General features: G+C 33.3%; 19 protein-coding genes and 1 rRNA gene. 13 read left to right on the top strand and 7 right to left on the bottom strand.

Going from position 1 to position 21,769, the window contains the following annotated elements; genetic code table 11:
* The first annotated feature begins 22 nt into the window (after window positions 1-22).
* The 8 genes from rrf (at window position 23) to EF513_RS01980 (ending at window position 8,259) form a co-directional block, all read left to right on the top strand.
* A 5S ribosomal RNA gene (rrf, locus tag EF513_RS02015) occupies window positions 23-137 on the top strand.
* 213 nt (window positions 138-350) lie between these two features.
* Window positions 351-1,292 carry a DUF898 family protein gene (locus EF513_RS02010; protein ID WP_164503795.1) on the top strand — a complete coding sequence of 314 codons (942 nt, stop codon included), beginning with the start codon at window positions 351-353 and terminating at the stop codon, window positions 1,290-1,292.
* A gap of 74 nt (window positions 1,293-1,366) precedes the next feature.
* Window positions 1,367-2,485, top strand: coding sequence for a peptide chain release factor 2 (prfB, locus tag EF513_RS02005; protein WP_125215747.1), 1,119 nt, complete (start codon window positions 1,367-1,369; stop codon window positions 2,483-2,485).
* Window positions 2,486-2,938: 453 nt separating this feature from the next.
* Window positions 2,939-5,092 (top strand): protein kinase family protein, encoded by a 2,154-nt coding sequence (locus EF513_RS02000; protein ID WP_125215746.1) that lies wholly within the window; start codon window positions 2,939-2,941, stop codon window positions 5,090-5,092.
* A 76-nt stretch (window positions 5,093-5,168) separates the two neighbouring features.
* Window positions 5,169-6,497 carry an RNA polymerase factor sigma-54 gene (gene rpoN / locus EF513_RS01995; protein WP_125215745.1) on the top strand — a complete coding sequence of 443 codons (1,329 nt, stop codon included), beginning with the start codon at window positions 5,169-5,171 and terminating at the stop codon, window positions 6,495-6,497.
* A gap of 256 nt (window positions 6,498-6,753) precedes the next feature.
* Window positions 6,754-7,356: a ribosome hibernation-promoting factor, HPF/YfiA family gene (hpf, locus tag EF513_RS01990; protein WP_125215744.1), complete on the top strand. Its 603-nt coding sequence runs from the start codon at window positions 6,754-6,756 to the stop codon at window positions 7,354-7,356.
* Between the two features lie 258 nt (window positions 7,357-7,614).
* Window positions 7,615-8,016: a hypothetical protein gene (locus tag EF513_RS01985; RefSeq protein ID WP_125215743.1), complete on the top strand. Its 402-nt coding sequence runs from the start codon at window positions 7,615-7,617 to the stop codon at window positions 8,014-8,016.
* On the top strand, window positions 8,017-8,259 hold the full coding sequence (locus EF513_RS01980; protein WP_125215742.1) for a hypothetical protein: 243 nt from the start codon (window positions 8,017-8,019) through the stop codon (window positions 8,257-8,259).
* A 338-nt stretch (window positions 8,260-8,597) separates the two neighbouring features.
* Here the strand turns inward: EF513_RS01980 and EF513_RS01975 are convergent, their stop codons facing one another.
* The 3 genes from EF513_RS01975 to coxB all read right to left on the bottom strand — a co-directional run bounded on the left by EF513_RS01975 (window position 8,598) and on the right by coxB (window position 11,537).
* The gene (locus tag EF513_RS01975; RefSeq protein ID WP_125215741.1) at window positions 8,598-8,807 is read right to left on the bottom strand and encodes a hypothetical protein; all 210 of its coding nucleotides are present in this window, start codon (window positions 8,805-8,807) and stop codon (window positions 8,598-8,600) included.
* A gap of 279 nt (window positions 8,808-9,086) precedes the next feature.
* Complete coding sequence (ctaD, locus tag EF513_RS01970; protein WP_125215740.1) at window positions 9,087-10,697, bottom strand: cytochrome c oxidase subunit I; 1,611 nt, start codon at window positions 10,695-10,697, stop codon at window positions 9,087-9,089.
* Between the two features lie 21 nt (window positions 10,698-10,718).
* On the bottom strand, window positions 10,719-11,537 hold the full coding sequence (coxB, locus tag EF513_RS01965) for a cytochrome c oxidase subunit II (protein ID WP_125215739.1): 819 nt from the start codon (window positions 11,535-11,537) through the stop codon (window positions 10,719-10,721).
* A gap of 263 nt (window positions 11,538-11,800) precedes the next feature.
* Here coxB and tldD point away from each other — a divergent pair, with 263 nt between their 5' ends.
* Window positions 11,801-13,225: a metalloprotease TldD gene (gene tldD, locus EF513_RS01960; RefSeq protein ID WP_125215738.1), complete on the top strand. Its 1,425-nt coding sequence runs from the start codon at window positions 11,801-11,803 to the stop codon at window positions 13,223-13,225.
* A gap of 35 nt (window positions 13,226-13,260) precedes the next feature.
* On the opposite strand, the gene EF513_RS01955 is transcribed toward tldD, so the two are convergent.
* From EF513_RS01955 to EF513_RS01940, 4 genes are all read right to left on the bottom strand, one after another.
* Complete coding sequence (locus EF513_RS01955; RefSeq protein WP_125215737.1) at window positions 13,261-14,037, bottom strand: hypothetical protein; 777 nt, start codon at window positions 14,035-14,037, stop codon at window positions 13,261-13,263.
* 165 nt (window positions 14,038-14,202) lie between these two features.
* Window positions 14,203-15,048: a hypothetical protein gene (locus EF513_RS01950; protein WP_125215736.1), complete on the bottom strand. Its 846-nt coding sequence runs from the start codon at window positions 15,046-15,048 to the stop codon at window positions 14,203-14,205.
* 166 nt (window positions 15,049-15,214) lie between these two features.
* On the bottom strand, window positions 15,215-16,054 hold the full coding sequence (locus tag EF513_RS01945; protein ID WP_125215735.1) for a hypothetical protein: 840 nt from the start codon (window positions 16,052-16,054) through the stop codon (window positions 15,215-15,217).
* Between the two features lie 135 nt (window positions 16,055-16,189).
* On the bottom strand, window positions 16,190-16,942 hold the full coding sequence (locus EF513_RS01940; protein ID WP_125215734.1) for a tetratricopeptide repeat protein: 753 nt from the start codon (window positions 16,940-16,942) through the stop codon (window positions 16,190-16,192).
* An 80-nt stretch (window positions 16,943-17,022) separates the two neighbouring features.
* Between EF513_RS01940 and rfbB the strand changes: the two genes are divergently transcribed.
* Genes rfbB through infC form a run of 4 tightly spaced genes read left to right on the top strand, consistent with a single transcriptional unit; the run spans window position 17,023 to window position 21,329 of the window.
* Window positions 17,023-18,015, top strand: coding sequence for a dTDP-glucose 4,6-dehydratase (rfbB, locus tag EF513_RS01935; RefSeq protein WP_125215733.1), 993 nt, complete (start codon window positions 17,023-17,025; stop codon window positions 18,013-18,015).
* Window positions 18,012-18,833: a glycosyltransferase family 2 protein gene (locus tag EF513_RS01930; protein ID WP_125215732.1), complete on the top strand. Its 822-nt coding sequence runs from the start codon at window positions 18,012-18,014 to the stop codon at window positions 18,831-18,833. The genes rfbB and EF513_RS01930 overlap by 4 nt, the downstream gene beginning before the upstream one ends.
* Before the next feature lie 5 nt (window positions 18,834-18,838).
* On the top strand, window positions 18,839-20,761 hold the full coding sequence (gene thrS / locus EF513_RS01925) for a threonine--tRNA ligase (RefSeq protein WP_125215731.1): 1,923 nt from the start codon (window positions 18,839-18,841) through the stop codon (window positions 20,759-20,761).
* 34 nt (window positions 20,762-20,795) lie between these two features.
* Window positions 20,796-21,329, top strand: coding sequence for a translation initiation factor IF-3 (infC, locus tag EF513_RS01920; protein ID WP_125215730.1), 534 nt, complete (start codon window positions 20,796-20,798; stop codon window positions 21,327-21,329).
* Window positions 21,330-21,769 lie beyond the last annotated feature (440 nt).

Genomic DNA, 21,769 nt, shown 5'->3' with positions numbered 1-21,769 from the left:
GCTGTAAAGCTCTATTAATTGGCTTGGTGATTTTAGCGTATGGGAACCACCCGATACCATCCCGAACTCGGCCGTGAAAACGTACAGCGCCGATGATACTACGTCTTAAGGCGTGGGAAAGTAGGACATTGCCAAGCCTATTAATAGAGCTTTTTCTGTTTTTATCTATTTCAATGATATTTTTCTTCAAATCATAATAACAATCATCTCATATCAATATAATTTATCTATATTTTATATAATTTAGCTAATATATCAGCTTAATTATCTTTAATATACTCAGATACCTCTTGTATTTCAAGTTGACAATGGTTAATATATTAACTGTATGTTTAATACGAGGTTTGATAATGCTCTTTTTTAATTATAAAAGTAGCTTGGCTGCTATCTATAAACTATATGTATTAAACTGCTTGCTAATGATAATAACCTGTGGAATATATTATCCATGGGCAGTTAATAGAGTGAGAAAATATTTTCTAGAATGCTTAAGTATCCAAAATCTTAATTTGCAATATAGCGGGAAAGGTAGTGATATTTTTAAAGGTGCATTGGTAGTGTGCCTGGTATACGTGCTGCCTATTGCTGCTATAGCCTATTACAGTTTTATAAGTAGGAGTTTAGAAGGCTTGCAAGGCAGCTTAAGAAGTGTTAGAGATTATGTAGATCTTTTTATGTGGTTTTTTCTTTCAGGTTTTATTTATTATACTTCAAATCAATATAGATTTTCTAGAATCCAAATAAGCAATACGCATCTATATTTAAAAGGCTCAGCATGGAAATATAATTTATTAGCATTTAAAAGGTTGCTGATAAATATTATAAGCTTTGGCTGGATGGTACCTAAATCAGATTTAATGAAAGCCAGTTATTTTTATGAGAATCTTCAAGCAGCAGAAAACCAAGTAAGCTTTAAGGTTGAAAATCATAGCTTGTTTAAAATACATATAATCACTATGTTACTAGCTATTCCTACCATCGGATTAAGTAGAATTTGGTATTATGCTAAATTAAAGCAACTAATTTTCAATTCGCTTTATATTAATAATAATAAAATAACAGCAAGTTTTACCCCTACAGGTTTTGCAGCTATAGTAATAATTGGAGCAGCGTTATCATTAATAACGGTAGGAATTCTTTATCCACTTTTTAAAGATACTTTATATAGATACCTAGCCGGGAACATATTCATTGATGATAACTTTAACTTTAACACATCAAATAATGACTTAGCCCATGTTGGCATTGAGCTGCTTGATAATTTATTATATCCAGAAATAACTTTTTATTAAAACATATGGTAATTTAGTATTTAAGATTTAAATTAAATTTGCTATAAAGTTTTAAAAACTTAGAACAATAATATATGAGTATTGAATATAAAAACTTAATTAATAGCCTTGAGCAAAAAATTGAGTTACTCGCAACTTTTCTTGATATTGAAAAATTAGAAATAAACCTAAAGGAATTGCAAGAAAGAATTGATGATCCTAATCTTTGGAATGACCAAAAAAAAGCACAATCTCTTCTTAGAGAAGAAAAACTAATTCAAAATAAATTAAGCCACTATGCTAATATACAAAATGACTTTGTAAGCAATAAAGAGCTTGCTGAACTTGCAGAAAGTGAACAGGATCAAACTGTATTTCAAGATGCAATATACAATTTAGAATCTGTGCTTTTGACTTGTGATAACCTAGAAATAGAATGTTTGTTTGAAGGAGAGGCAGATTTTAACAATGCATTTCTAGAAATAAATGCAGGAGCTGGCGGAACGGAAAGCCATGATTGGGCATTGATGCTCCTTAGGATGTATTTAAGATGGGCTGAACATAATAAGTTTAAAACAGAAATTCTATATGAATTAGATGGGGAAGAAGCTGGCATTAAAAATGCAACTATTAAAATTAGTGGTAATTATGCATATGGTTGGCTTAAAAATGAAAGTGGTGTTCATAGATTGGTAAGAAACTCACCGTTTAACGCACAAGGCAAGAGACAAACTAGCTTTGCTAGTGTTTGGGTATACCCTGAAGTTGATGATAGTATAGAAATTGAGATTATAGAGAAAGATTTAAGGATAGATACCTTTAGAGCAAGTGGAGCCGGTGGGCAGCACGTAAATAAAACAGAAAGCGCAGTAAGAATAACTCATCTACCTACAGGAATAGCAGTCAGTAGCCAGAGTGATAGATCGCAGCATAAAAATAAAGCAGAATGTTATAAAATGCTTAAAGCTAGACTGTATGAGTTAGAACTTAAAAAGAAAGAAGAAGAATTAAATAAAGCTAATCAAAGCAAGACAGAAATTGGTTGGGGGCATCAAATTAGATCATATGTCTTACAGCCATACCAGCTAGTAAAAGATTTAAGAACTGATTATGAAACTGGTGATGCAGGAGCGGTACTAGATGGAAAAATTAATGAATTTTTATCAGCAAGCTTAAAACAAGCAGTGCTAAGTAAAAACCAACAAAATAACTAACCATTTAATTTGAAAAAGTAGGTTCTTAAGTAATAGATTTCTTGCACAACCGAAAAAAGAGGAATTTTAAAAAAATCAACCGAGGAACAGAAAATACTAAAGTATATTTGAGTACTATAGATAAATTCTAGCGTTAAAATCCTCTTTAATGCTAAGTTTAGAAAAAAGCCAAATATCTCGGTTGGTTAGTAGTATCATAGTATACCGGTGTTAAATAATCTTTCGTTGTACAATTGCTTTGGGTATAGCCATGTAAGGTATAAATTGCTACTCAAACCGCAAAAACTTTGTAGCTTAATAGTAATTATAATTATTTCATTATCATAAATAGTACATAAATTACATAAAAAGTTAATAGTCACCTCATCTGCACTGTATTTCCTTCCAATAAAGCTTGATTTAAAAATTAATAATACAGTAAGATAGTAAGGGACCAATATATAATATCATACTATGGATGGAAAAGAGAACAAGCTAGAACCAGATGCGGAATTACAAAATATAATAGAGCTTAAAGAAACCGAAGAGGATCAAAGCTCAATTGCTTTGGCTGCTGCGCAAGCGACATCTTCTTCGAGTAATATTAAAATTAGCTTTATATTCAATAATACCGCAAACTTAGTGGAGGATAGGTTTAAAATTATACCGACCCAACCTATTGCAGAGTTATCAAATGAATTTGGCAAGGCATATCAAGTTGAGGATCAAAAAGGTGAGGGGAAATTTTATGCATTTATTTATCAGAATAAAGCTGCTCACCGCTATCGTGCTATAAAGCTACTAACTGAGTTTAAAGAGGGATTTACAATTATAGCACCTAAAGCTGCTGAAATATTACCAGTGGGAGAAAAATTAAGATATCAACTTTGTACTATAATTCCTTATCCTGATGAACAATGGCAAACTATACAGCAATTTATAGAAAGAAATGGCGTAATAAGTGAAGCAATAGTGGTGGATAAGGTTTTTATATCTTTATTAAGATCAATTATAACTTATGAAAATTTACAACTTTCACACGGATTTCTAAATCATAAAAATATTTATATTAATGAATTTTACGAAATAAAATTTGGAGAATGCATAAAACAGCCAAATGGGTTTTTTCAATCCTCATTATTTGAGCCTATCGAAAGAATGCTGCTCTCTCCTTTTGCTAAAGCTGAAAACGACCTGTCAGCTGATTTCTTTGCATTAGGGGTAATAATTATATATATGCTCACCGGTCAACTACCACTTGCTGGGTTAGGAAATCATGAGTTGTTTCTTAACAGATTGAATGATGGAACTTATTATAGTTATATTAAAGAATTTAGCTTATCTTCTAATATTAAAACTTTACTTAAAGGTTTATTATGTGATCGGATGCAAGATAGATGGGATTCAAGAAAATTAATTGAGTGGCATAAAGGTAGAAAGTATAATGTACCGGTTTTACCGTTTTATAAAAACTCAATGCGCGGATATAGCGTCAATAGGGGTGCTCAACATTTTAATCAAGCTTCCTTAAGTTACGAACTATGGCAAGATTGGGGCCAGGCAAAACAATCGCTTAAAGAAGCAAGGTTGCTAAAATGGATTGAGAGTAGCCTGGGATTAGAGGAGCTATCTAATAGGCTAGATTATATTGTTAAAATGAATACTATTAATTTTAGTAGTTTTGCTATAGATGATGACGAATTTATAATAAGAAGTTTATTAATACTAGATCCTGAAACGGGAATTAAATTTCCTTCTTACAGTATTGCATATGAGGCAATGCCCAGCTTAATTTCCTATTCTTTTTATCAGAATACCCAAGAATTATATAGGATTTTGATTAGATTATTTTCAGGTACCTTACTTAATTTATTTATTGAAATTAAAGGAAATAAGCTAAAGCAAGAAGCAATGATTATTTCTCCTATATTAGAAAAATGTAAAAGTATTTTTAACCAAAGTCATTTTGGCTTTGGATTAGAAAGGATGCTTTATGAGCTAAATCCTTCCATGCCATGTCAAAGCGTACTTGTGGTAGATTATTATTGTAATTCCTTACAACGCTTATTATTAAGTTTAGAAAAAATGGTTCTTAAAAATGATATTTCTACGCTTGATCGGCATATTGTAGGTTTTATTTGTGCTAAAATTGATGCAAGAAAAGATTTGGGAGTTTATTCATCAGGCCGGATGTCAGAAATTGAAAATAATTATGTGATTAAAAATTTAATTATTTTAGTTAATGCGCAAAATGCTACAGCCGTAAAAAGCTTGCCAAATATTGCTAAAAAATATGTAGAATATATTACTGTGGTTATTGATAAGCTATATCGGAGTAGAAGTTTAAAGCACAATATAACCAAAATGCTTAATCATAATTATAGCGAAGGGAATTTAAAAACCTTATTAGAGATAGCAACGGATATAAATAATATTACTAAAGATCGCTTGGGTAACCAAATGGCACTTAGACGTTTTAAAATGCTTGAGGATATGATCCATAAAAATAATCATATTAAAAATATATTTGCTAGTGGGCATAGTTATGGTTTAAAGCTGGGAATGCTATTTGCCTATGTGGTATGCATAATTATTATTTTTTATTCTATAAGTACTACTTTAGTTTAATTTTTTATAAATTTCTCTTGCTTAAAAAGCTAAGAAGCTCAACAATAATATAAATTTAAATTTTTATTATTTTGTAATGAAACTTCAGCAGCTTGGACATCAATCTCAGCAGATAGCCCTGACTCACACTATGCAACAATCATTGCATGTTTTAAGTCTCAATAATCTAGAGCTAGCAGAATATTTAAAGCAAGTGGTAAATGATAATCCTTTGCTAATTGAAGATGATGTGGAAGATGAATCTAAGGATGAAGTATTTTATAATGTGTCCTCGCGCGGCTCTTCTAATAATAACTATGAATATAATTTTGAAAATTTTGTTGCTAAAGCTAAAACTTTAAACGAACATATAAGTGAACAAATTTACCTAGCATTTGCTGATAAAGCAGAGCGAGAAATTGCTTTTAACTTTTTAGATCAATTAGATGATAATGGTTGGTTAAAAGTTAGTGCAGTCGAAGAAGTAATTAAAATTACTAAATATACAAAGAATCAAATTGCACTGGTTTTAAATCAACTGAAACAATTTGACCCTAGTGGAATTTTTGCTGAAAATTTGGCTGAATGTTTAAAAATTCAACTTAAGGAAAAAAATAAATTTAATTCTATTTATGCCGGGCTTTTAGATAACCTGGCATTAATAGCTAAAAGTGACTTGGCAAAAATCCAAAAAATTATTCAACTTCCCATTGATGATATTAAAAATCATATAGAAGAGATTAAAAAGTTAAATCCGCGTCCTGCTAATTTATATTCTAATGATAATAATAGTATTATTGGTCCGGATATTATTATGAAAAAGAATATGAAGGGAGAGTGGATATTAGAACTGAATAACCAGTTTTTACCGAAATTATTAGTCGATCGAAAATATTATAGTATTATAAAACAAAATTCCTTAAATCCCAACGATTATGAATTGATGACTAATTATTTTCATAACGCCAACTCATTAATCCAAGCACTTGATCAGCGAGCTAATACTATTTTAAAGGTGGCTACCGTAGTTGTTTCACACCAACTTGATTTTTTTGGGTTAGGTGTAGGATATTTAAAACCGCTCTCTTTGAGTAAGCTAGCTGAAGTTGTAGGGCTGCATGAGAGTACCGTTAGTAGGGTGTGTCAAAATAAATTTATTTTAACGCCTTTAGGGTTATTACCGCTGAAATATTTTTTCTCTAAAAATATAGTAATGCCTAACCAAGATTTGTCTAATAAAGCGGTAATGAATTTAATTAAAAATATTATCGAGCAAGAAGAAATACATATTCTTTCTGATGATGAAATAGTCGGATCATTAAGAGCGCGCGGTATTGAAATTGCAAGACGAACAGTGGCTAAATATAGAAGCGTAATGAATATTCCTTCCTCAAATATTCGCAAAAGGCAAAAACAATTTTTGTAGCTTAAAAGGCTGCAATAAGTATTTCGTAAAATCAATTTGTTTAACTAGATAGGGCTGTGAATCCTGGATTATTACCTGAAATAGAACCACCTTATTATAATAAAATTTATAATATTTTTTATATAAAATATTATTTATACAGCGATATTAATCGCAACCTAGAAAAGTAGTTGGTTATTCAAGTTGACTTTAATAGGCAAGTTATAACACAATATAAATATGGATGGTCTATAATAATTTTAAATAGGAGGTTTTTATGAAAATATTAATTTCAGGTAAACAAGTTAATTTAGGACAGTCCTTACAGCAATATGCGCATGAGCGTACTGAGCGTAGTGTGAGCAAGTTTTTCGAGCGGGCTATTCAAGCAGAAATTCATTTTAATCGTGAAGGTGCTATGTTTGAATGTGATATTACTGTAAATGAAGGTACCGGCCAACATCGTTATTCTACTGCTCAAGCCCAATCGGACGATATATATACAGCCTTTGATACTGCTTTAGTAAAAATAGAAAAGCAGCTGAGAAAATATAAGAGCAAATTAAAGGATCATCATAAAGTAGTGCCATTGCACGATTTGCCGGTTAATGAAGCAAAATTACTTAGTGGCACTAAATATATTTTAGAGCCCTTTAACTTAGAAGATGAAAAAGAATCTAAAAATGATAATCCAATTATTATTGCTGAAAAAGTTACTAACATCGAATATTTAACGGTTAGTGAAGCAGTAATGAAAATGGATTTAATGCATGTACCAGCTTTAATTTTTTGGAATAAAGGAAATGAACGGCTAAATATTGTTTATTATCGCCATGATGGTAATATTGCCTGGATTGATCCTTCCGAAAAAAATCAATAAATTAGATAAACACAGCAGCTTATATTGGCTGCTGTGTTTATTTAAATAGCTTTTTATCTATAAACTAACCTCTATTATAGAAGCTTTTATTTAAATTCTACTTTTCTGGTTGTATTTATTACTAATATCATAATAGCTTAACATATAAGCGATTGACGTATCTGTTAAAACGAATTATTGCTAAATAAGTAATATTATTAAAAATATAAAATTTTGATTCCAATTTAACAATAGTGAAGAATTTTAAAAAGGTAGGATATGTTGCAAGATGCTTTAAGTAATGAACCACAAGTTAATGATGTAATATTTAAAAGAGTGGTTGCTGCATTAAATTTACTAATGGCGGGAATGTTACCAGGTGTAGAGCCGGGAAGCGAGGAAGATAGGCAAGCTATATTACATGGACATAAGGCTATTGATGATTTTTATGAACAGATCAAAGACCCTAATTATAAATTTTTAGGCAAGAACACAGAAGAATTGCTTAAAAATTCTGGGTTAACAGATGGTGATAGTAGCATCCAATTAGAGATAAATAAAATTGTATTATCCATTGTAACGATGAAAGCAGGGGAGAAAAAGTTTGTACCAAGCCCTATATTGGATCAGATAACCGTTGAAAAAGTGTTTTTGATAACCCAAGGTAGAAGTAAAATATAAATGACCTTTATAAAAAGCTATACTACTTCTTTAGGAGATTTGATTTACTTGATTAAAGGAAAGAACCAGGGAGTGGATGCCTGGCATTATGTACTGGTTAATAAGGTTAAGCTCCCGATTTTTCTTAAAAAAATTACAGAAAGTTCTTTAGATGCAAGCTTGTATGGTAGCATTCTTTATTCAGGATGGGGTACCAACCCTCCTGCTAGGATTGCAAATTTAATTAAGGAAAAATACCAGTAATTTTTCAGTGAATTGTAGAATTCAATAAGATCGGCCAAGCTCCTACTAGCCTCTCTTCTCTCTTAAATAGTTAAGTCAATATATTCTATAAAGTTGTTGAGATGTAATCTCATGAATGTAACTATGGTGCCGTCTTAGTAAAAAGGTTGCGCTCAAGCTTAAAGCTGATAAGGGGTTAAATAGTAATTAGTTAGTGTGGCGCTTAATAAGGAGTTAAAAATTGAATCACTTGTTTTTAACCCTAAAATATCTTCCGTTTCTTAGCCACTGGTGAGATGTAATAAATAGGATATTAAGCTATTTAGGATTTTTTAGACTGTAAAAAGATGATTTGCTTTTTAAAATAGGCTCATTATTCCTATAAATAAACCATCTTGCTCGCTTAAAAATCTTTTGAAATGTTCCTCATCCATATCGAATGCTTTTTTGATAAAATCAAGTATTTTTGTAAAATATTCTCCAGGTTTGATTAATCTGCCTCCATCTTGCTTAATTAGTTTAATTTTATTACTGCTCTCATAAAATCTTGCACCACCTAATATTTGCAATTGTTAAATAATCTAAATAGTTTTTGTATAAGGTTTTTTTTGTGCAGAATTATGTTGATGTGATTGTACAAATAGTCTTTGAAATTATTGAAATAATTTTTTGCGAGTATGCTCTTTGTAGTGTTGGAGTCTTATTCTCATTAGTAATTGCTATCTAAGTTGCTAGATAGCAAAAGGAATAAAGCGTTGGTCACTACCAGAAGTTATTAGGAAAATAGAAAAAAAGCAGCCCAAAATTGAGGCTGCTTTTTATATTTAATTATACTTAATTTGTTATAGTTATTTAACTTCAGGAATTTCTTCAAAAGTATGATAAGGAGGAGGAGAAGAGACCTTCCATTCTAATGTGTTGGCACCGTCCCCCCATGGATTATCAGGACATTTTTGACCCTTAAAGATAGTGTAAATTGCTAGATATACAAAGAATAAAGTTGAAGCAAATGAGATCATTGAGCCAACTGATGAAACAAAATTCCACCCGGCAAATGCATCAGGATAATCTGGAATTTGACGTGGCATCCCAGCTAAACCTAAGAAATGTTGAGGGAAGAAGGTTAAATTAACCCCAATAAAAGTGGTCCAAAAATGCACTTTGCCCATCCATTCAGGATATTGCCTGCCACATATTTTGCCAATCCAATAATAAAAACCACAAAAAGCGGCAAATACTGCTCCAAGTGACATAGTATAATGGAAGTGAGCAACTACATAATAAGTATCGTGAAATACCCGATCAACACCACCATTAGCAAGCACTACTCCGGTAACCCCGCCAAGAGTAAAGAGAAAAATAAAGCCAACTGCAAAAAGCATTGGGGTTTTAAATTCAATCGATCCACCCCACATGGTTGCAATCCAACTGAAAATCTTCACACCGGTAGGTACTGCAATTATCATAGTGGCAATGGTAAAATAAGCTAGTGAGTTGATATCTAAACCAACGGTGAACATATGGTGTGCCCACACCGCAAAGCCAATAACCCCAATTCCTACCATGGCATACACCATGCCTAAATAACCAAAAACAGGTTTTCTAGAAAAGGTGGCTACCACATGGCTAACAATTCCAAAACCAGGCAGAATGATAATGTAAACTTCAGGATGACCAAAGAACCAAAATAAATGTTGGAATAATATTGGATCCCCTCCGCCTGCCGGATCAAAAAAGCTAGTACCAAAATTACGGTCGGTAAGTAACATAGTAATCGCACCGCCAAGCACAGGAATTGCTAGCAATAGTAAGAATGCGGTAACTAATACTGACCAGACAAAAAGAGGCATTTTGTGCAAAGTCATGCCGGTACAGCGCATATTAAAAATAGTAACAATAACATTAATGGAACCTAAAATTGAGGAAATACCAGCTAAGTGTAGACTGAAAATAGCCATATCAACTGCAGCGCTTGGATGGAACATTGCTTTGCTAAGTGGTGGGTAAACCGTCCAGCCGGTACCAGCTCCGCCACCTACAAAGGCTGAAGTAAGCAGTAGAGTAAAAGATGGCACTAATAACCAAAAGCTAATGTTGTTTAAACGGGGAAAAGCCATATCAGGAGCGCCGATCATAATTGGTACAAACCAATTGCCAAAGCCACCGAACAGTGCCGGCATAATCATAAAGAACACCATGATAAAGGCGTGAGCGGTAAGAATTACATTATATAATTGATGATCACCTCCTAGTAAATCATTGCCAGGATACATCAGCTGCGCCCTAAGAATCACTGAAAGTAATCCTCCAATCAATCCTGCAAAAACTGCAAAAATAAGATACATACTGCCTATATCTTTATGATTGGTAGAATAAAGCCATCTCTTCCACCCAGTTGGTGTACCGTGATGAACAGTGGTATGTTCTAAATGCTCTTCATTAACTAAGTTAGATGACATTCTTGCAAAACCTTTTTGTAATTAATTTTGGTATGTTAAGTGAATAGATGAGTTGAAATTGTTAGCGAATTTTTGCTTGGCTTCATTAAACCATTGTTGGTATTCTTCTTCGCTTACTGCTTGAACGGCTATTGGCATAAATCCATGGCCAAATCCACATAATTGAGAACATTGACCATAATAAATTCCTGGTTTGTCAATTTTAACCCAAGTTTCATTGGTTCTACCCGGTACGGTATCAGTTTTTATACCAAGTGCAGGGACTGCCCATGAATGAATTACATCTGCGGAAGTAAGTAAGATTTTAATAGTTTTATTTACCGGGACAATTACCCTGTTATCCACTTCCAGTAACCTTAATTGGCCTGGCTGTAAATCCTCCGGTTTAATCATGTAGCTATCAAAATTAAAGCTTTCACCGCTTTTATCATCCTGGTAGCTATACTCCCAATACCATTGGTGGCCAATAACCTTAAGGGTCATATCTTCTTGTGGAACTTTATCTACATAATATAAAATTTTTAAAGAAGGTACCGCAATGGCAAGTAAAACTAAAATAGGAATTGCAGTCCAAAGCACTTCAATCTTAACGTTATGAGTAAAGGTAGCAGGGACCGGATTGGCTTTTTTGTTAAATCTAATGCATACATAAGCTAGTAGAACAAATACTAATATGGTAATAGCGGTAATAACGATCATTAATAAATCATGGAATGCATAAAATTTATGCATAGTTGGTGAGGCGGGTGCCTGAAAATACATTTGCCATGGTGTAGGAATACCATCAGCAAAGCTAAAGCTTGGAAGTAACAAAGAAAGCAATAATACAACGATTTTCATTGAGATAACCTTAATTTAAAATCCCAGATGCTAAGCTGTGGATGAACATTTCTTGAGTGTTAAGTTTATTTTAACCATTTTATCTGCAAAATAGTTCATAATTTTTGCATAAATTTATAATAAAATATTCTTATATCTCCAAGCATTCACCGCAACCTAGACAAATCCATATATTTCAATATTATAAGAATAAAATAACAATCGCAATTTAGCAAGAATTTTAAATATTTCTATATTTATTAAGCGCTTAAAGGAAGTATTAGATGCAAAAAAATCCAAGTACCTTTTTTTTTAAAGATAATTTTGATGAACAAAAGGTAGTTAATGTTGTAAATAATGCTATCTCAAAACTGGATGATGGTGAATTGTTTTTAGAATATTCTGAAGCTGAATCAATCGTATTAGATGATGGCAAGATTAAAAACTCTTCTTTTAATATTTCTTCGGGATTTGGTCTCAGGGGAATTGTAGATGAAACAGTAAGTTATGCATATTCCTCCGATTTAAGCCTAGAAAGTCTGAGTAAATCAGCCGAAGTGATTACCGGTATCAGTGGTAATTCAAGAAGTATTAATCTTGATAAGATGGCCACAAATTTTGCAAAGCTATATCCGGCAGAAAATCCGATTAAGCTCGAATCTTTTGAATCGAAAATTAAATTGCTTAAAGAAATAGATCATTATCTAAGAAGCAAATCGCCAATGGTAAAACAAGTAACAGCAAGTCTGGCTTCTAGTTGGCAGGTAGTATCTATTGTTAAGCCTGGTAATGAAATTGCTTACGATGTTAGACCGCTCGTGCGAGTGAATGTGTCTGTAGTGGTAGAGAAAGGTGGTAAAATGGAAGGTGGCAGCTATGGCACCGGTGGACGTACCAACTTTGCTGACTTTATCCAAAATAATAAATGGCAAAAATATGCCGATGAGGCTTTTAGGCAAGCTTGTGTATTGCTTGAAGCAAGGCCGGCTCCTGCAGGAGAAATGAAAGTGGTGTTAGGCCCTGGTTGGCCTGGTGTATTGTTGCATGAAGCTGTGGGTCATGGGTTGGAAGGTGATTTTAATCGTAAAAAAACCTCTGCTTTTTCTGATATGTTGGGTAAACGTGTGGCATCTCCTGGAGTAACCGTCATTGATGATGGTACTTTGCAAAATAGGAGAGGTTCAATCAGCATTGATGATGAAGGTGCAAAAAGCCAAAAAACTGTGTTAATTGAAGATGGTATTTTAAAAGGCTATATGCAGGATTCTTTAAATGCACGACTTATGAATATGGCGCGTACTGGCAATGGTAGACGTGAAAGTTATGCTCATCAGCCTATGCCTAGAATGACTAATACTTATATGCTTGGTGGAGATCATTCTCAAGAAGAAATTATAGCTTCCGTTGAGAAAGGAATTTTTGCAGCCAATTTTGGAGGAGGGCAGGTAGATATTACCTCCGGTAAATTTGTGTTTTCTGCCAGTGAAGCTTATTTAATTGAGAATGGTAAAGTTACCGCTCCAATTAAAGGTGCTACTTTAATTGGTAATGGGCCTGATTGCCTTACTAAAGTTAAAATGATTGGCAATGATATGTGCTTAGATGCAGGGGTTGGAACTTGCGGCAAAAATGGCCAAAGTGTACCAGTGGGAGTTGGCCAGCCTTCAATGTTAATTGATTCAATAACGGTAGGCGGAACTGAAATGTAAAAGGGAACAACATTCCCCTTTTACATTTGAAATAATTATCTGCTAATCACGCTAGCAAGTGGGTTGATAGTATCTAGTAGGTAATCAACCCAAGATTGGTTGCTTTTTGGTTGTAGATCGCCCTTTGGATTAATTTGGATATCTTCCCATTGGCCACTAACTAAATGTTCTACAATAGGTGTAATCTGTTGTAATTCTGTAAATATAATTTTATTTTCTGTACTAGTAATATAATTAGCTACTTTGTTTATCATTAGGTTTATAGGGTTATATTCCATGCACTCAAGTGCAAAATATCCAATGGCTGGGAGTATATAAGCACCGAGCCTTAAAGCTATATGGTAATTACCAATAGCAGGAAAAAGTGCAGTAATAACAAGAGAGCTAAGAAGAGTGCGATAGGAAGCAACCTCAGTCCCTATAGCAATAAAATTGGCAGTAGATAAAATCTTTTTCCATATAGGTAAATTATTATCATCAATATTTATATTGTTCTCAGCAATACTGTGAAGTGTTGCTAGTCCAGCGGTTACTAAAGCTATCATGGGCACACTAAGGCTTATTCCTATAATAGGTAGTAAATAATATAAACTAATTCCAATTGCAGGGAAGAAAGTTAATAGTGAACCATATTTTCCTAAGTTTAAATTAAAACGGGTGTTGTTCAGTATGCCTGCTGCAAAAACTGCAGTAACGCCAATTAGCCACAATGGAGCGGCTAAGCCAAGAACCGGTAAACCATAAACTAATCCAAGTCCAATCGCTGCGGTTTTAAGTACCAAGGAGGTAAGAGCTTCTATTCTAAATTTCATAATTAAGTAACCATATTAAGTTATATTAGATATTTATTAACATATAATTTAAATAAGTCAAGAGAGTTTAATAAGTGTTAATTAGTTGTTGAGGGTGAAAATTTAAGGGAGGGGAGGCTTCGAAACTAAAGGGTAAAAGTAAGTTCTTACCCTTTAGTAACGCTATTATCTGCTAATCACGCTAGCAAGTGGGTTGATAGTATCTAGTAGGTAATCACCCCAAGATTGGTTATTTTTGGGTTGCAGGTTGCCCTGGTTAATGTTCTGAGCATTTTGAACTATAGGGTTTAGCCTATCTTGCCATTGACCGCTAGTAGCAAGGTTAATAGCACTCCATAAATACTTTTCAGAGATTAAGGGGACATCTCTGTTTTCCTGTTTTGTTCCGAGTTGATCTTGAAGCTGATTTTTTGTGCCTTGATAATTACTTGAGAAAATATATTCAAAAGCTTTATGGGTAGCTAAATTTATAGGATTGTATTCCATGTACTCAAGTACTATATATCCAAAAGCGGGTAGTATATAAGTGCCGAGCCTTAAAGCTATATGGTAATTACCAATAGCCGGGAAAAGTGTAGTCATAACAAAAGAGCTAAGAAGAGTGCGGTAGGAAGCAACCTCAGTCGTTACTGTAACTGCGTGAATCCCGAATAAAGTCTTTTTCCATATAGGTAAATTATTATCATCAATATTTATGTTATTAGCAATAATAGTCTGAAGTGTTGCTAATCCAGCGGTTACTAAAGCTATCATGGGCATACTAAGGCTTATTCCTATAATAGGTAGTAAATAATATAAATTCAGTCCAATAATTACAGGAGAGATTATTAATTTTCCTAAGTTTAAATTAAAACGGGTGTTGTTCAGTATGCCTGCTGCAAAAACTGCAGTAATGCCAATCAGCCACAAGGGAGCGGTTAAGCCAAGAACCGGTAAGCCATAAACTAATCCAAGTCCAATCGCTGCAGTTTTAAGTACCAAGGAGGTAAGAGCTTTTATTCTAAATTTCATAATTAAGTAACCATATTGAGTTATATTAAATATTTATTAACATATAATTTAAATAAGTCAAGAGAGTTTAATAAGTGTTAATTAATTGTTGAGGGTAAAAATTTAAGGAAGTAGCACTTTCGAAACTTAAAGGGTAAGAGTAAGTTCTTACCCTTTAGTAACGCTATTATCTGCTAATCACGCTAGCAAGTGGGTTGATAGTATCTAGTAGGTAATCACCCCAAGATTGGTTGTTTTTTAATGGTAGATCCTCTGGATTAATTTTAGCAGCAGAGTATGGCCTATCTTCCCATTGGCCGTTCACAGCCAGGGCAATGGCGCTATTTAAGTAATGTTCAGAGATTAATTTGTCTTCTTTATCTCTCACCATTCTGAGTTGATCTTGAAGCTGATTTTTTGTGTCTTGATAATTGCTTGAGAAAATATATTCAAAAGCTTTGTGGGCAGCTAAGTTTATAGGATTATATTCCATAACCTCAAGTGCGAAATATCCAAGAGCTGGTAGTATATAAGCACTGAGCCTTAAAGCTATATGATAATTACCAATAGCAGGAAAAAGTGTAGTCATAACAAGAGAGCTAAGAAGAGTGCGGTAGGAAGCAACCTCAGTTAGTATAGCAACTGCATTGGCCATGGCTAAAGAGAGCTTCCAAGTGGGTAAATTAGGATCATCAGAGTTTATATTATTATCAATTGTCTGGTGAAGTATTGCTAGTCCTACAGTTGCTAAAGCTATCATGGGCACACTAAGGCTTATTCCTATAATAGGTAGTAAATAATATAAACTAATTCCAATTGCAGGGAAGATAGTTAATAGAAAACCATATTTTTTTAAGTTTAAATTCAAACGGGTGTTGTTCAGTATGCCTGCTGCAAAAACTGCAGTAATGCCAATCAGCCACAATGGAGCGGCTAAGCCAAGAACCGGTAAGCCATAAACTAATCCAAGTCCAATCGCTGTGGTTTTAAATACCAAGGAGGTAAGAGCTTCTATTCTAAATTTCATAATTAAGTAACCATATTGAGTTATATTAAATATTTATTAACATATAATTTAAATAAGTCAAGATTATTTAGTATATATTAATTATTAAGTATGAAAGTTTTTAAAGTATGGCTTAGAGGCTTTATAGCTCAATTGCTATTTATATTTAATATATATCGGGCGGAAGCCTGATTTTCTTAAAATACGTAATTCTTTAGCAATTAAGCTACTCTCTGTAGGTGTATAATTGGCAGCTAATAATTCGGCTGCTTTCTGATGCTTTTTATTTAAAGTTAAGCTTTTTAGTAAATTAGGCAAAATTTGTTTACGGTTTGCTTCGGTGCTGGATTGAAGGGCGCGGCTAAAATAATTTTCTGCTTCTTTATATTTGCGGGTATAAAGTGAGTAAATACCCATATTGTTTAAAATTAAAGTTTCATTAGGGCTACTGTCTAATGCTATTTGATGGTAAACTAAGGCCTCTTTAAAATGACGGGTTAAGGTGTGAATCAAGCCAATATAAGAGAGAGCAAGACTGTTGGTGGCATCAATACTTAAAGTATGGTTGAAATTTTCATGGGCTGATTTTAACTCAGCTTTTTTAATTAAACATTTACCTTTAAAGTTATAAATTTCAATTTGTTGAGAAGCTCCAAGATTGGAAAGATCTAATTTATTAGCGATTTCAATAAATTCATTACAATTATTTTCTTTAATATGAAACTGAGCTATTTTTAATAATATTTGCCGGTCTTCTGGATTGTGCGCTAATTGTTCAATTAGATCGCTAAAATTTTCTTCTTTATGATTTTCAGTAAAAAATTTAGGTTTAGCAATTGGTAAAGTTAAGTTGTTAAAACTACTGCAAGAATTTAAAATAATAGCAATAATCAGCAATAAATGTTTCATAAGAATATTGTAAAAAAGTTTTATTTTTATATGCTAGTTAGGTATTGTCACATTAATTGCATAGTTAGAAATATTTTTCAATGAATTTTAAATCAGTATTAATTACCGGAGGCCTGGGCTTTATAGGCAGTAACTTTGCTAGCCTCATTAAAAGTTTATACCCTAACCTACTGTTAGTAATTTTAGATAAAGTTACTTATGCTGCAAGCGAATCTAATATTGACGGACTTGATTGCCAAGTGGTGTATGGTGATATTGCTGATAAAAGCTTGGTCGGTGGGTTGCTCAATAAGTATAATATTGATTTGGTGGTAAATTTTGCAGCGGAATCTCATGTAGATAATTCAATTAATGATCCTGATAGTTTTGTTCAAACTAATATTGTTGGTACTTATAATTTACTAAATGCTTGTTTAAATTACTATCTTGCTAAACAAAACTTTTTATTTTTACATATTTCAACAGATGAAGTTTATGGTTCATTAGGAGAGAGTGGTTATTTTACTGAGCGATCAAATTACCAACCTAACTCTCCATATTCTGCTTCAAAAGCTGCTAGTGATCACTTGGTTAGAGCTTGGTTTCATACCTATAATTTACCCGTGATAATTACTAATTGTAGTAATAATTATGGACCAAGGCAGCATAGTGAAAAATTTATCCCTAAAATTATTCATTGCCTAATAAATAAGCAGGATATTCCTATTTATGGTAATGGATTAAATATTAGGGACTGGATTCATGTTGATGATCATGCAAGAGGTATTCTACTAGCCATCTTAAAAGGTAAAATAGGTGAGTCTTATTGTTTCGGCGGGGATAATGAGCAAACTAATATTGATATTGCTAGGCTGCTATGTGAGATTTTTGCTGAGATTTCCCCTGGGTTTGCTTATGGATCGCTGATTAAATTGGTTGAAGATCGTAAAGGGCATGATTTTAGATATGCCATAGACTCCATTAAGGCTAAAGAAGATTTAGGTTATAAGGCGCAACACTCAGATTTTAGAAAATCCCTAAAAGATACTATTAAGTGGTATATTAATTTGAACCAATTAACTAAAGCATTATGAGTTTAATTTCAGTTTTGATAAGAACTACAGGGAGAGACAGCTTTAAGTTGGCTTTAACTTCAGTTCTTACCCAAGCTTATCAAAATTTTGAAGTGATAATTGTAGAAGATGGTTCTAACCATTTAGAAAGTTTAATTAAACAGCTTAATGATGATCGGCTTAAATATTTTAATTTGCTACCACAACGAGGTAGAAGTGCTGCCGGTAACTTTGCAATGGACAAGGCTAGTGGTAATTATTTAATTTTTTTAGATGATGATGATCTGTGGTATAGTAATCATTTAGAAACCTTAACTGCCAGTGTTGCACCGGAGATAATAGTTTATTCATTAGCCCATGAACGCGGAATTACCCATAACAATAAAATAGTGAGTAAGCCTTATCTTTTTCCTCGCGATGAAGGCACTTTAAATGATAGCAATTTTTTAATTATTAATAATGTATTATTCCCTAAAGAGGCATTTGTAAGATTAGGTGGATTTGTAAACTCGTTAGATCAGTTGGAAGATTGGGTGTTATGGGCTAAGTTTGCTCAAACGTATGAGTTTAAAAAAGTTAATAAAATTACTTCTTGTTACTTTGTACCATTTTCATTAATTGACTATTGTAAAAGAATTGCTAAATTTAAGCGCGGTTATTTAGAAGCATACCAATTGGTAAGTAAATTTGATTTACCTAAGCCACAACAAACCATAAAACTTTATAGCAAAGTATGGCGAAAGTTAAAAATTCTATTGATTTTATTTGCTAGTCGTGTTGTCATCCAAAAAAATTTCTATTCTAGCAGCAAATGTATAAATGCAAGACTTAAGGAATAATTATCATGGTTAATATTACTCTGCCAGATGGCCAGATTAAAAATTTTGATCAAGACCAAATAACCGGTTTTGATATTGCTGAAAGCATTAGTAAAAGTTTAACTAAGCTGGCTTTAGCTCTTAAAATTGATGGCCAGCCAAAAGACTTAAATACTGTTATTACGCAAGATTCAAAAGTTGAGATTATTACCCCGACCAGTCCTGACGGCCTTGAAATTATAAGGCATGATGCAGCGCACTTGCTAGCCCAAGCAATTAAAGATTTATATCCAGATGCTCAAATTACTATTGGCCCTGTAATTGAAAACGGCTTTTATTATGATGTGGCGCGTGATGAACCTTTTACGCCTGATGATTTGGTTAAGCTTGAAAAAAGAATGAAACAGATCAGTGAAGAAAATATTCCTATTCAGCGTGAGGAATGGGATCGCGATGAAGCAATTAAATTTTTTGAGTCAATTGGCGAGCTGTATAAGGCAGAAATTATACGTGATATTCCAAAAGGTGAAATAATCAGTTTGTATAGGCAAGGTCAATTTATTGATTTATGTCGTGGTCCGCATGCGCCTAGTACCGGTAAGATTAAATATTTTAAATTAATGAAGTTGGCTGGAGCTTATTGGCGTGGCGATAGCAAAAACCCAATGTTACAAAGAATTTATGGTACTGCGTGGGGGTCGGAAGCCGAGCTTAAAGATTATCTCCATATGTTAGAAGAGGCTGAAAAAAGAGATCATAGAAAATTAGGGCGTGAACTTAATTTGTTTCATATTCAGGAAGAAGCACAGGGAATGATTTTCTGGCATCATAAAGGTTGGACCATTTACCGTCTGCTAGAAAATTATATTCGCGATAAAATTGCTCAAAATGGTTATATAGAAGTTAAAACTCCTGTACTAGTTGATCGGAGTTTGTGGGAAAAATCGGGGCACTGGGAAAAATTCCGTGAGGATATGTTTACTTCCGAAACTAAAGAAGATGTGTTAGCTATTAAGCCAATGAACTGCCCTTGTCATGTGCAAATTTTTAATCAAGGGATTAAAAGCTATCGTGACCTACCACTTAGAATGGCTGAATTCGGGATGTGCCATCGGAATGAACCTTCAGGCTCATTACATGGATTAATGAGAGTAAGAGGTTTTGTGCAAGATGATGCGCATATTTTCTGCACCGAAGATCAAATTACTGAAGAAACTGTGAAATTCTGTAATTTATTACAAGAAGTTTATCATGATTTAGGTTTTACTAATATCTCAGTCAAATTCTCTGACCGCCCTGAAACAAGAGTAGGAAGTGATGAGACATGGGACAGGGCAGAAAAAGCCTTAAAAGATGCAGTGAATACTACAGGGTTTGAATATAGTTTAAATCCGGGTGAAGGAGCGTTTTATGGCCCTAAACTTGAATTTGTATTGAAAGATGCAATAGGTCGTCATTGGCAATGCGGTACATTGCAAGTTGACTTTGTGATGCCAGAAAGGCTTGGCGCCACGTATATTGGTGAAGACGGGCAAAAACATCGTCCGGTAATGGTGCATCGTGCCATTTTAGGTTCATTAGAAAGATTTGTTGGTATTTTAATTGAGGAGTATTCAGGAAAGCTACCATTGTGGCTTGCTCCAGTACAAATCGCAGTACTTAATATTACAAATGATGCTGATGTTTATGCCACACAAATTAGCGAAAAATTAATAAGTTTAGGCTTAAGAGTAGAATTAGATCTAGATAATGAAAAAATTAACTATAAAATCAGAAAGCATTCACTAGCAAAAGTGCCTGTGATGGTGATTGTCGGTAAAAAAGAAGTTGAAGAAAATCAACTTTCTGTCAGACTTTCATTAGATAAGCCACAAGAAAACATGAGTTTTGATGAATTTGTTGAAATGATAAAAACTCATAAACTGATAAATTTAAAAACTATTAATTAGCGGATATATAAATAATATTTAAAAGGAGGCTACTATAACAAAAAGTAAGAATAATCTTCCCAGAGCTAATAGGGAAATTAACGTGAAAGAGGTGAGGCTCGTTGGCGCTGAAGGGCAAATGTTAGGAGTCGTACCATTGAGAGAAGCATTAAATCTAGCTGAACAAGCAGGTCTTGATTTGGTAGAAGTTTCACCTAATGCAGAACCCCCGGTTTGTAAAATAATTGATTTTGGTAAATATAAATATGAGCTACAAAAAAAAGCTCATGAAGCCAAGAAAAAACAAACTAAAGTTGAAATAAAAGAAATTAAGCTTCGTCCTAATATTGGGCAGGGTGACTTAGATATTAAGACTAAGGCAATTATTAAATTCTTAAATGAAGGTAATAAAGTAAAAGTATCGTTACGTTTTAGAGGACGTGAAATTACTCACCAAGAATTAGGCCGTAATGTATTTGAAAAAATTAAAGAATCAATCCAGGAAGTAGGAAAAATAGAACTTGATCCTAAAATGGAAGGAATGCAGCTTGTAATGATCCTTACGCCTGCCAAAACGCTATTATTATAATTGGCTCCTTTTTTTTGAGCGTGCGGCTAATTTAGCCGTCGCTTATGGTGCCACAAATTCTCAAAAAGTATGTTGTACTCAGGGCTTTAGTTGTGGGTTGCGTCCACTTGACCTGATCTGTGTTCTTCAGATGGTTCTCCATATTTCATAGTACTTGATCAATGTTCTCTTTGTCAGTTTCCAAGCTTCTTTGGATCCCTTAAGTATCTCTGTCTAACTTTCTATGGTCATCTATCAACCTTAGATATTTTTTACATTATTGTAAGTTTTTATTACAACAGTTAGTATATTAACAAACATGTAGAGGCTATATATCTTCTTTTCAAACTAACGGTTTGGTATTGTAGAGCCTTTTACTGGTACTAAAAAAATGCATTAGCAGCATAATAAATCAGGTTCTTAATGCAAATTTGCCCCGCAACGATCAAGGCAATATAAAG

This window comes from Rickettsiales endosymbiont of Stachyamoeba lipophora (genome assembly GCF_003932735.1).
Classification (GTDB): domain Bacteria; phylum Pseudomonadota; class Alphaproteobacteria; order Rickettsiales; family 33-17; genus RICK01.
The sequence above is the reverse complement of the archived record's forward strand: the minus strand, read 5'-3'. Positions and strand labels throughout refer to the sequence as shown.

Bases quoted from the DNA above. Each gene is read 5' to 3' on its own strand.
- EF513_RS02010 (WP_164503795.1), top strand. From the start codon at position 351: ATGCTCTTTTTTAATTATAAAAGTAGCTTGGCTGCTATCTATAAACTA.
- prfB (WP_125215747.1), top strand. From the start codon at position 1,367: ATGAGTATTGAATATAAAAACTTAATTAATAGCCTTGAGCAAAAAATT.
- EF513_RS02000 (WP_125215746.1), top strand. From the start codon at position 2,939: ATGGATGGAAAAGAGAACAAGCTAGAACCAGATGCGGAATTACAAAAT.
- rpoN (WP_125215745.1), top strand. From the start codon at position 5,169: ATGAAACTTCAGCAGCTTGGACATCAATCTCAGCAGATAGCCCTGACT.
- hpf (WP_125215744.1), top strand. From the start codon at position 6,754: ATGAAAATATTAATTTCAGGTAAACAAGTTAATTTAGGACAGTCCTTA.
- EF513_RS01985 (WP_125215743.1), top strand. From the start codon at position 7,615: ATGTTGCAAGATGCTTTAAGTAATGAACCACAAGTTAATGATGTAATA.
- EF513_RS01980 (WP_125215742.1), top strand. From the start codon at position 8,017: ATGACCTTTATAAAAAGCTATACTACTTCTTTAGGAGATTTGATTTAC.
- ctaD (WP_125215740.1), bottom strand. From the start codon at position 10,697: ATGTCATCTAACTTAGTTAATGAAGAGCATTTAGAACATACCACTGTT.
- coxB (WP_125215739.1), bottom strand. From the start codon at position 11,537: ATGAAAATCGTTGTATTATTGCTTTCTTTGTTACTTCCAAGCTTTAGC.
- tldD (WP_125215738.1), top strand. From the start codon at position 11,801: ATGCAAAAAAATCCAAGTACCTTTTTTTTTAAAGATAATTTTGATGAA.
- EF513_RS01955 (WP_125215737.1), bottom strand. From the start codon at position 14,037: ATGAAATTTAGAATAGAAGCTCTTACCTCCTTGGTACTTAAAACCGCA.
- EF513_RS01950 (WP_125215736.1), bottom strand. From the start codon at position 15,048: ATGAAATTTAGAATAAAAGCTCTTACCTCCTTGGTACTTAAAACTGCA.
- EF513_RS01945 (WP_125215735.1), bottom strand. From the start codon at position 16,054: ATGAAATTTAGAATAGAAGCTCTTACCTCCTTGGTATTTAAAACCACA.
- EF513_RS01940 (WP_125215734.1), bottom strand. From the start codon at position 16,942: ATGAAACATTTATTGCTGATTATTGCTATTATTTTAAATTCTTGCAGT.
- rfbB (WP_125215733.1), top strand. From the start codon at position 17,023: ATGAATTTTAAATCAGTATTAATTACCGGAGGCCTGGGCTTTATAGGC.
- EF513_RS01930 (WP_125215732.1), top strand. From the start codon at position 18,012: ATGAGTTTAATTTCAGTTTTGATAAGAACTACAGGGAGAGACAGCTTT.
- thrS (WP_125215731.1), top strand. From the start codon at position 18,839: ATGGTTAATATTACTCTGCCAGATGGCCAGATTAAAAATTTTGATCAA.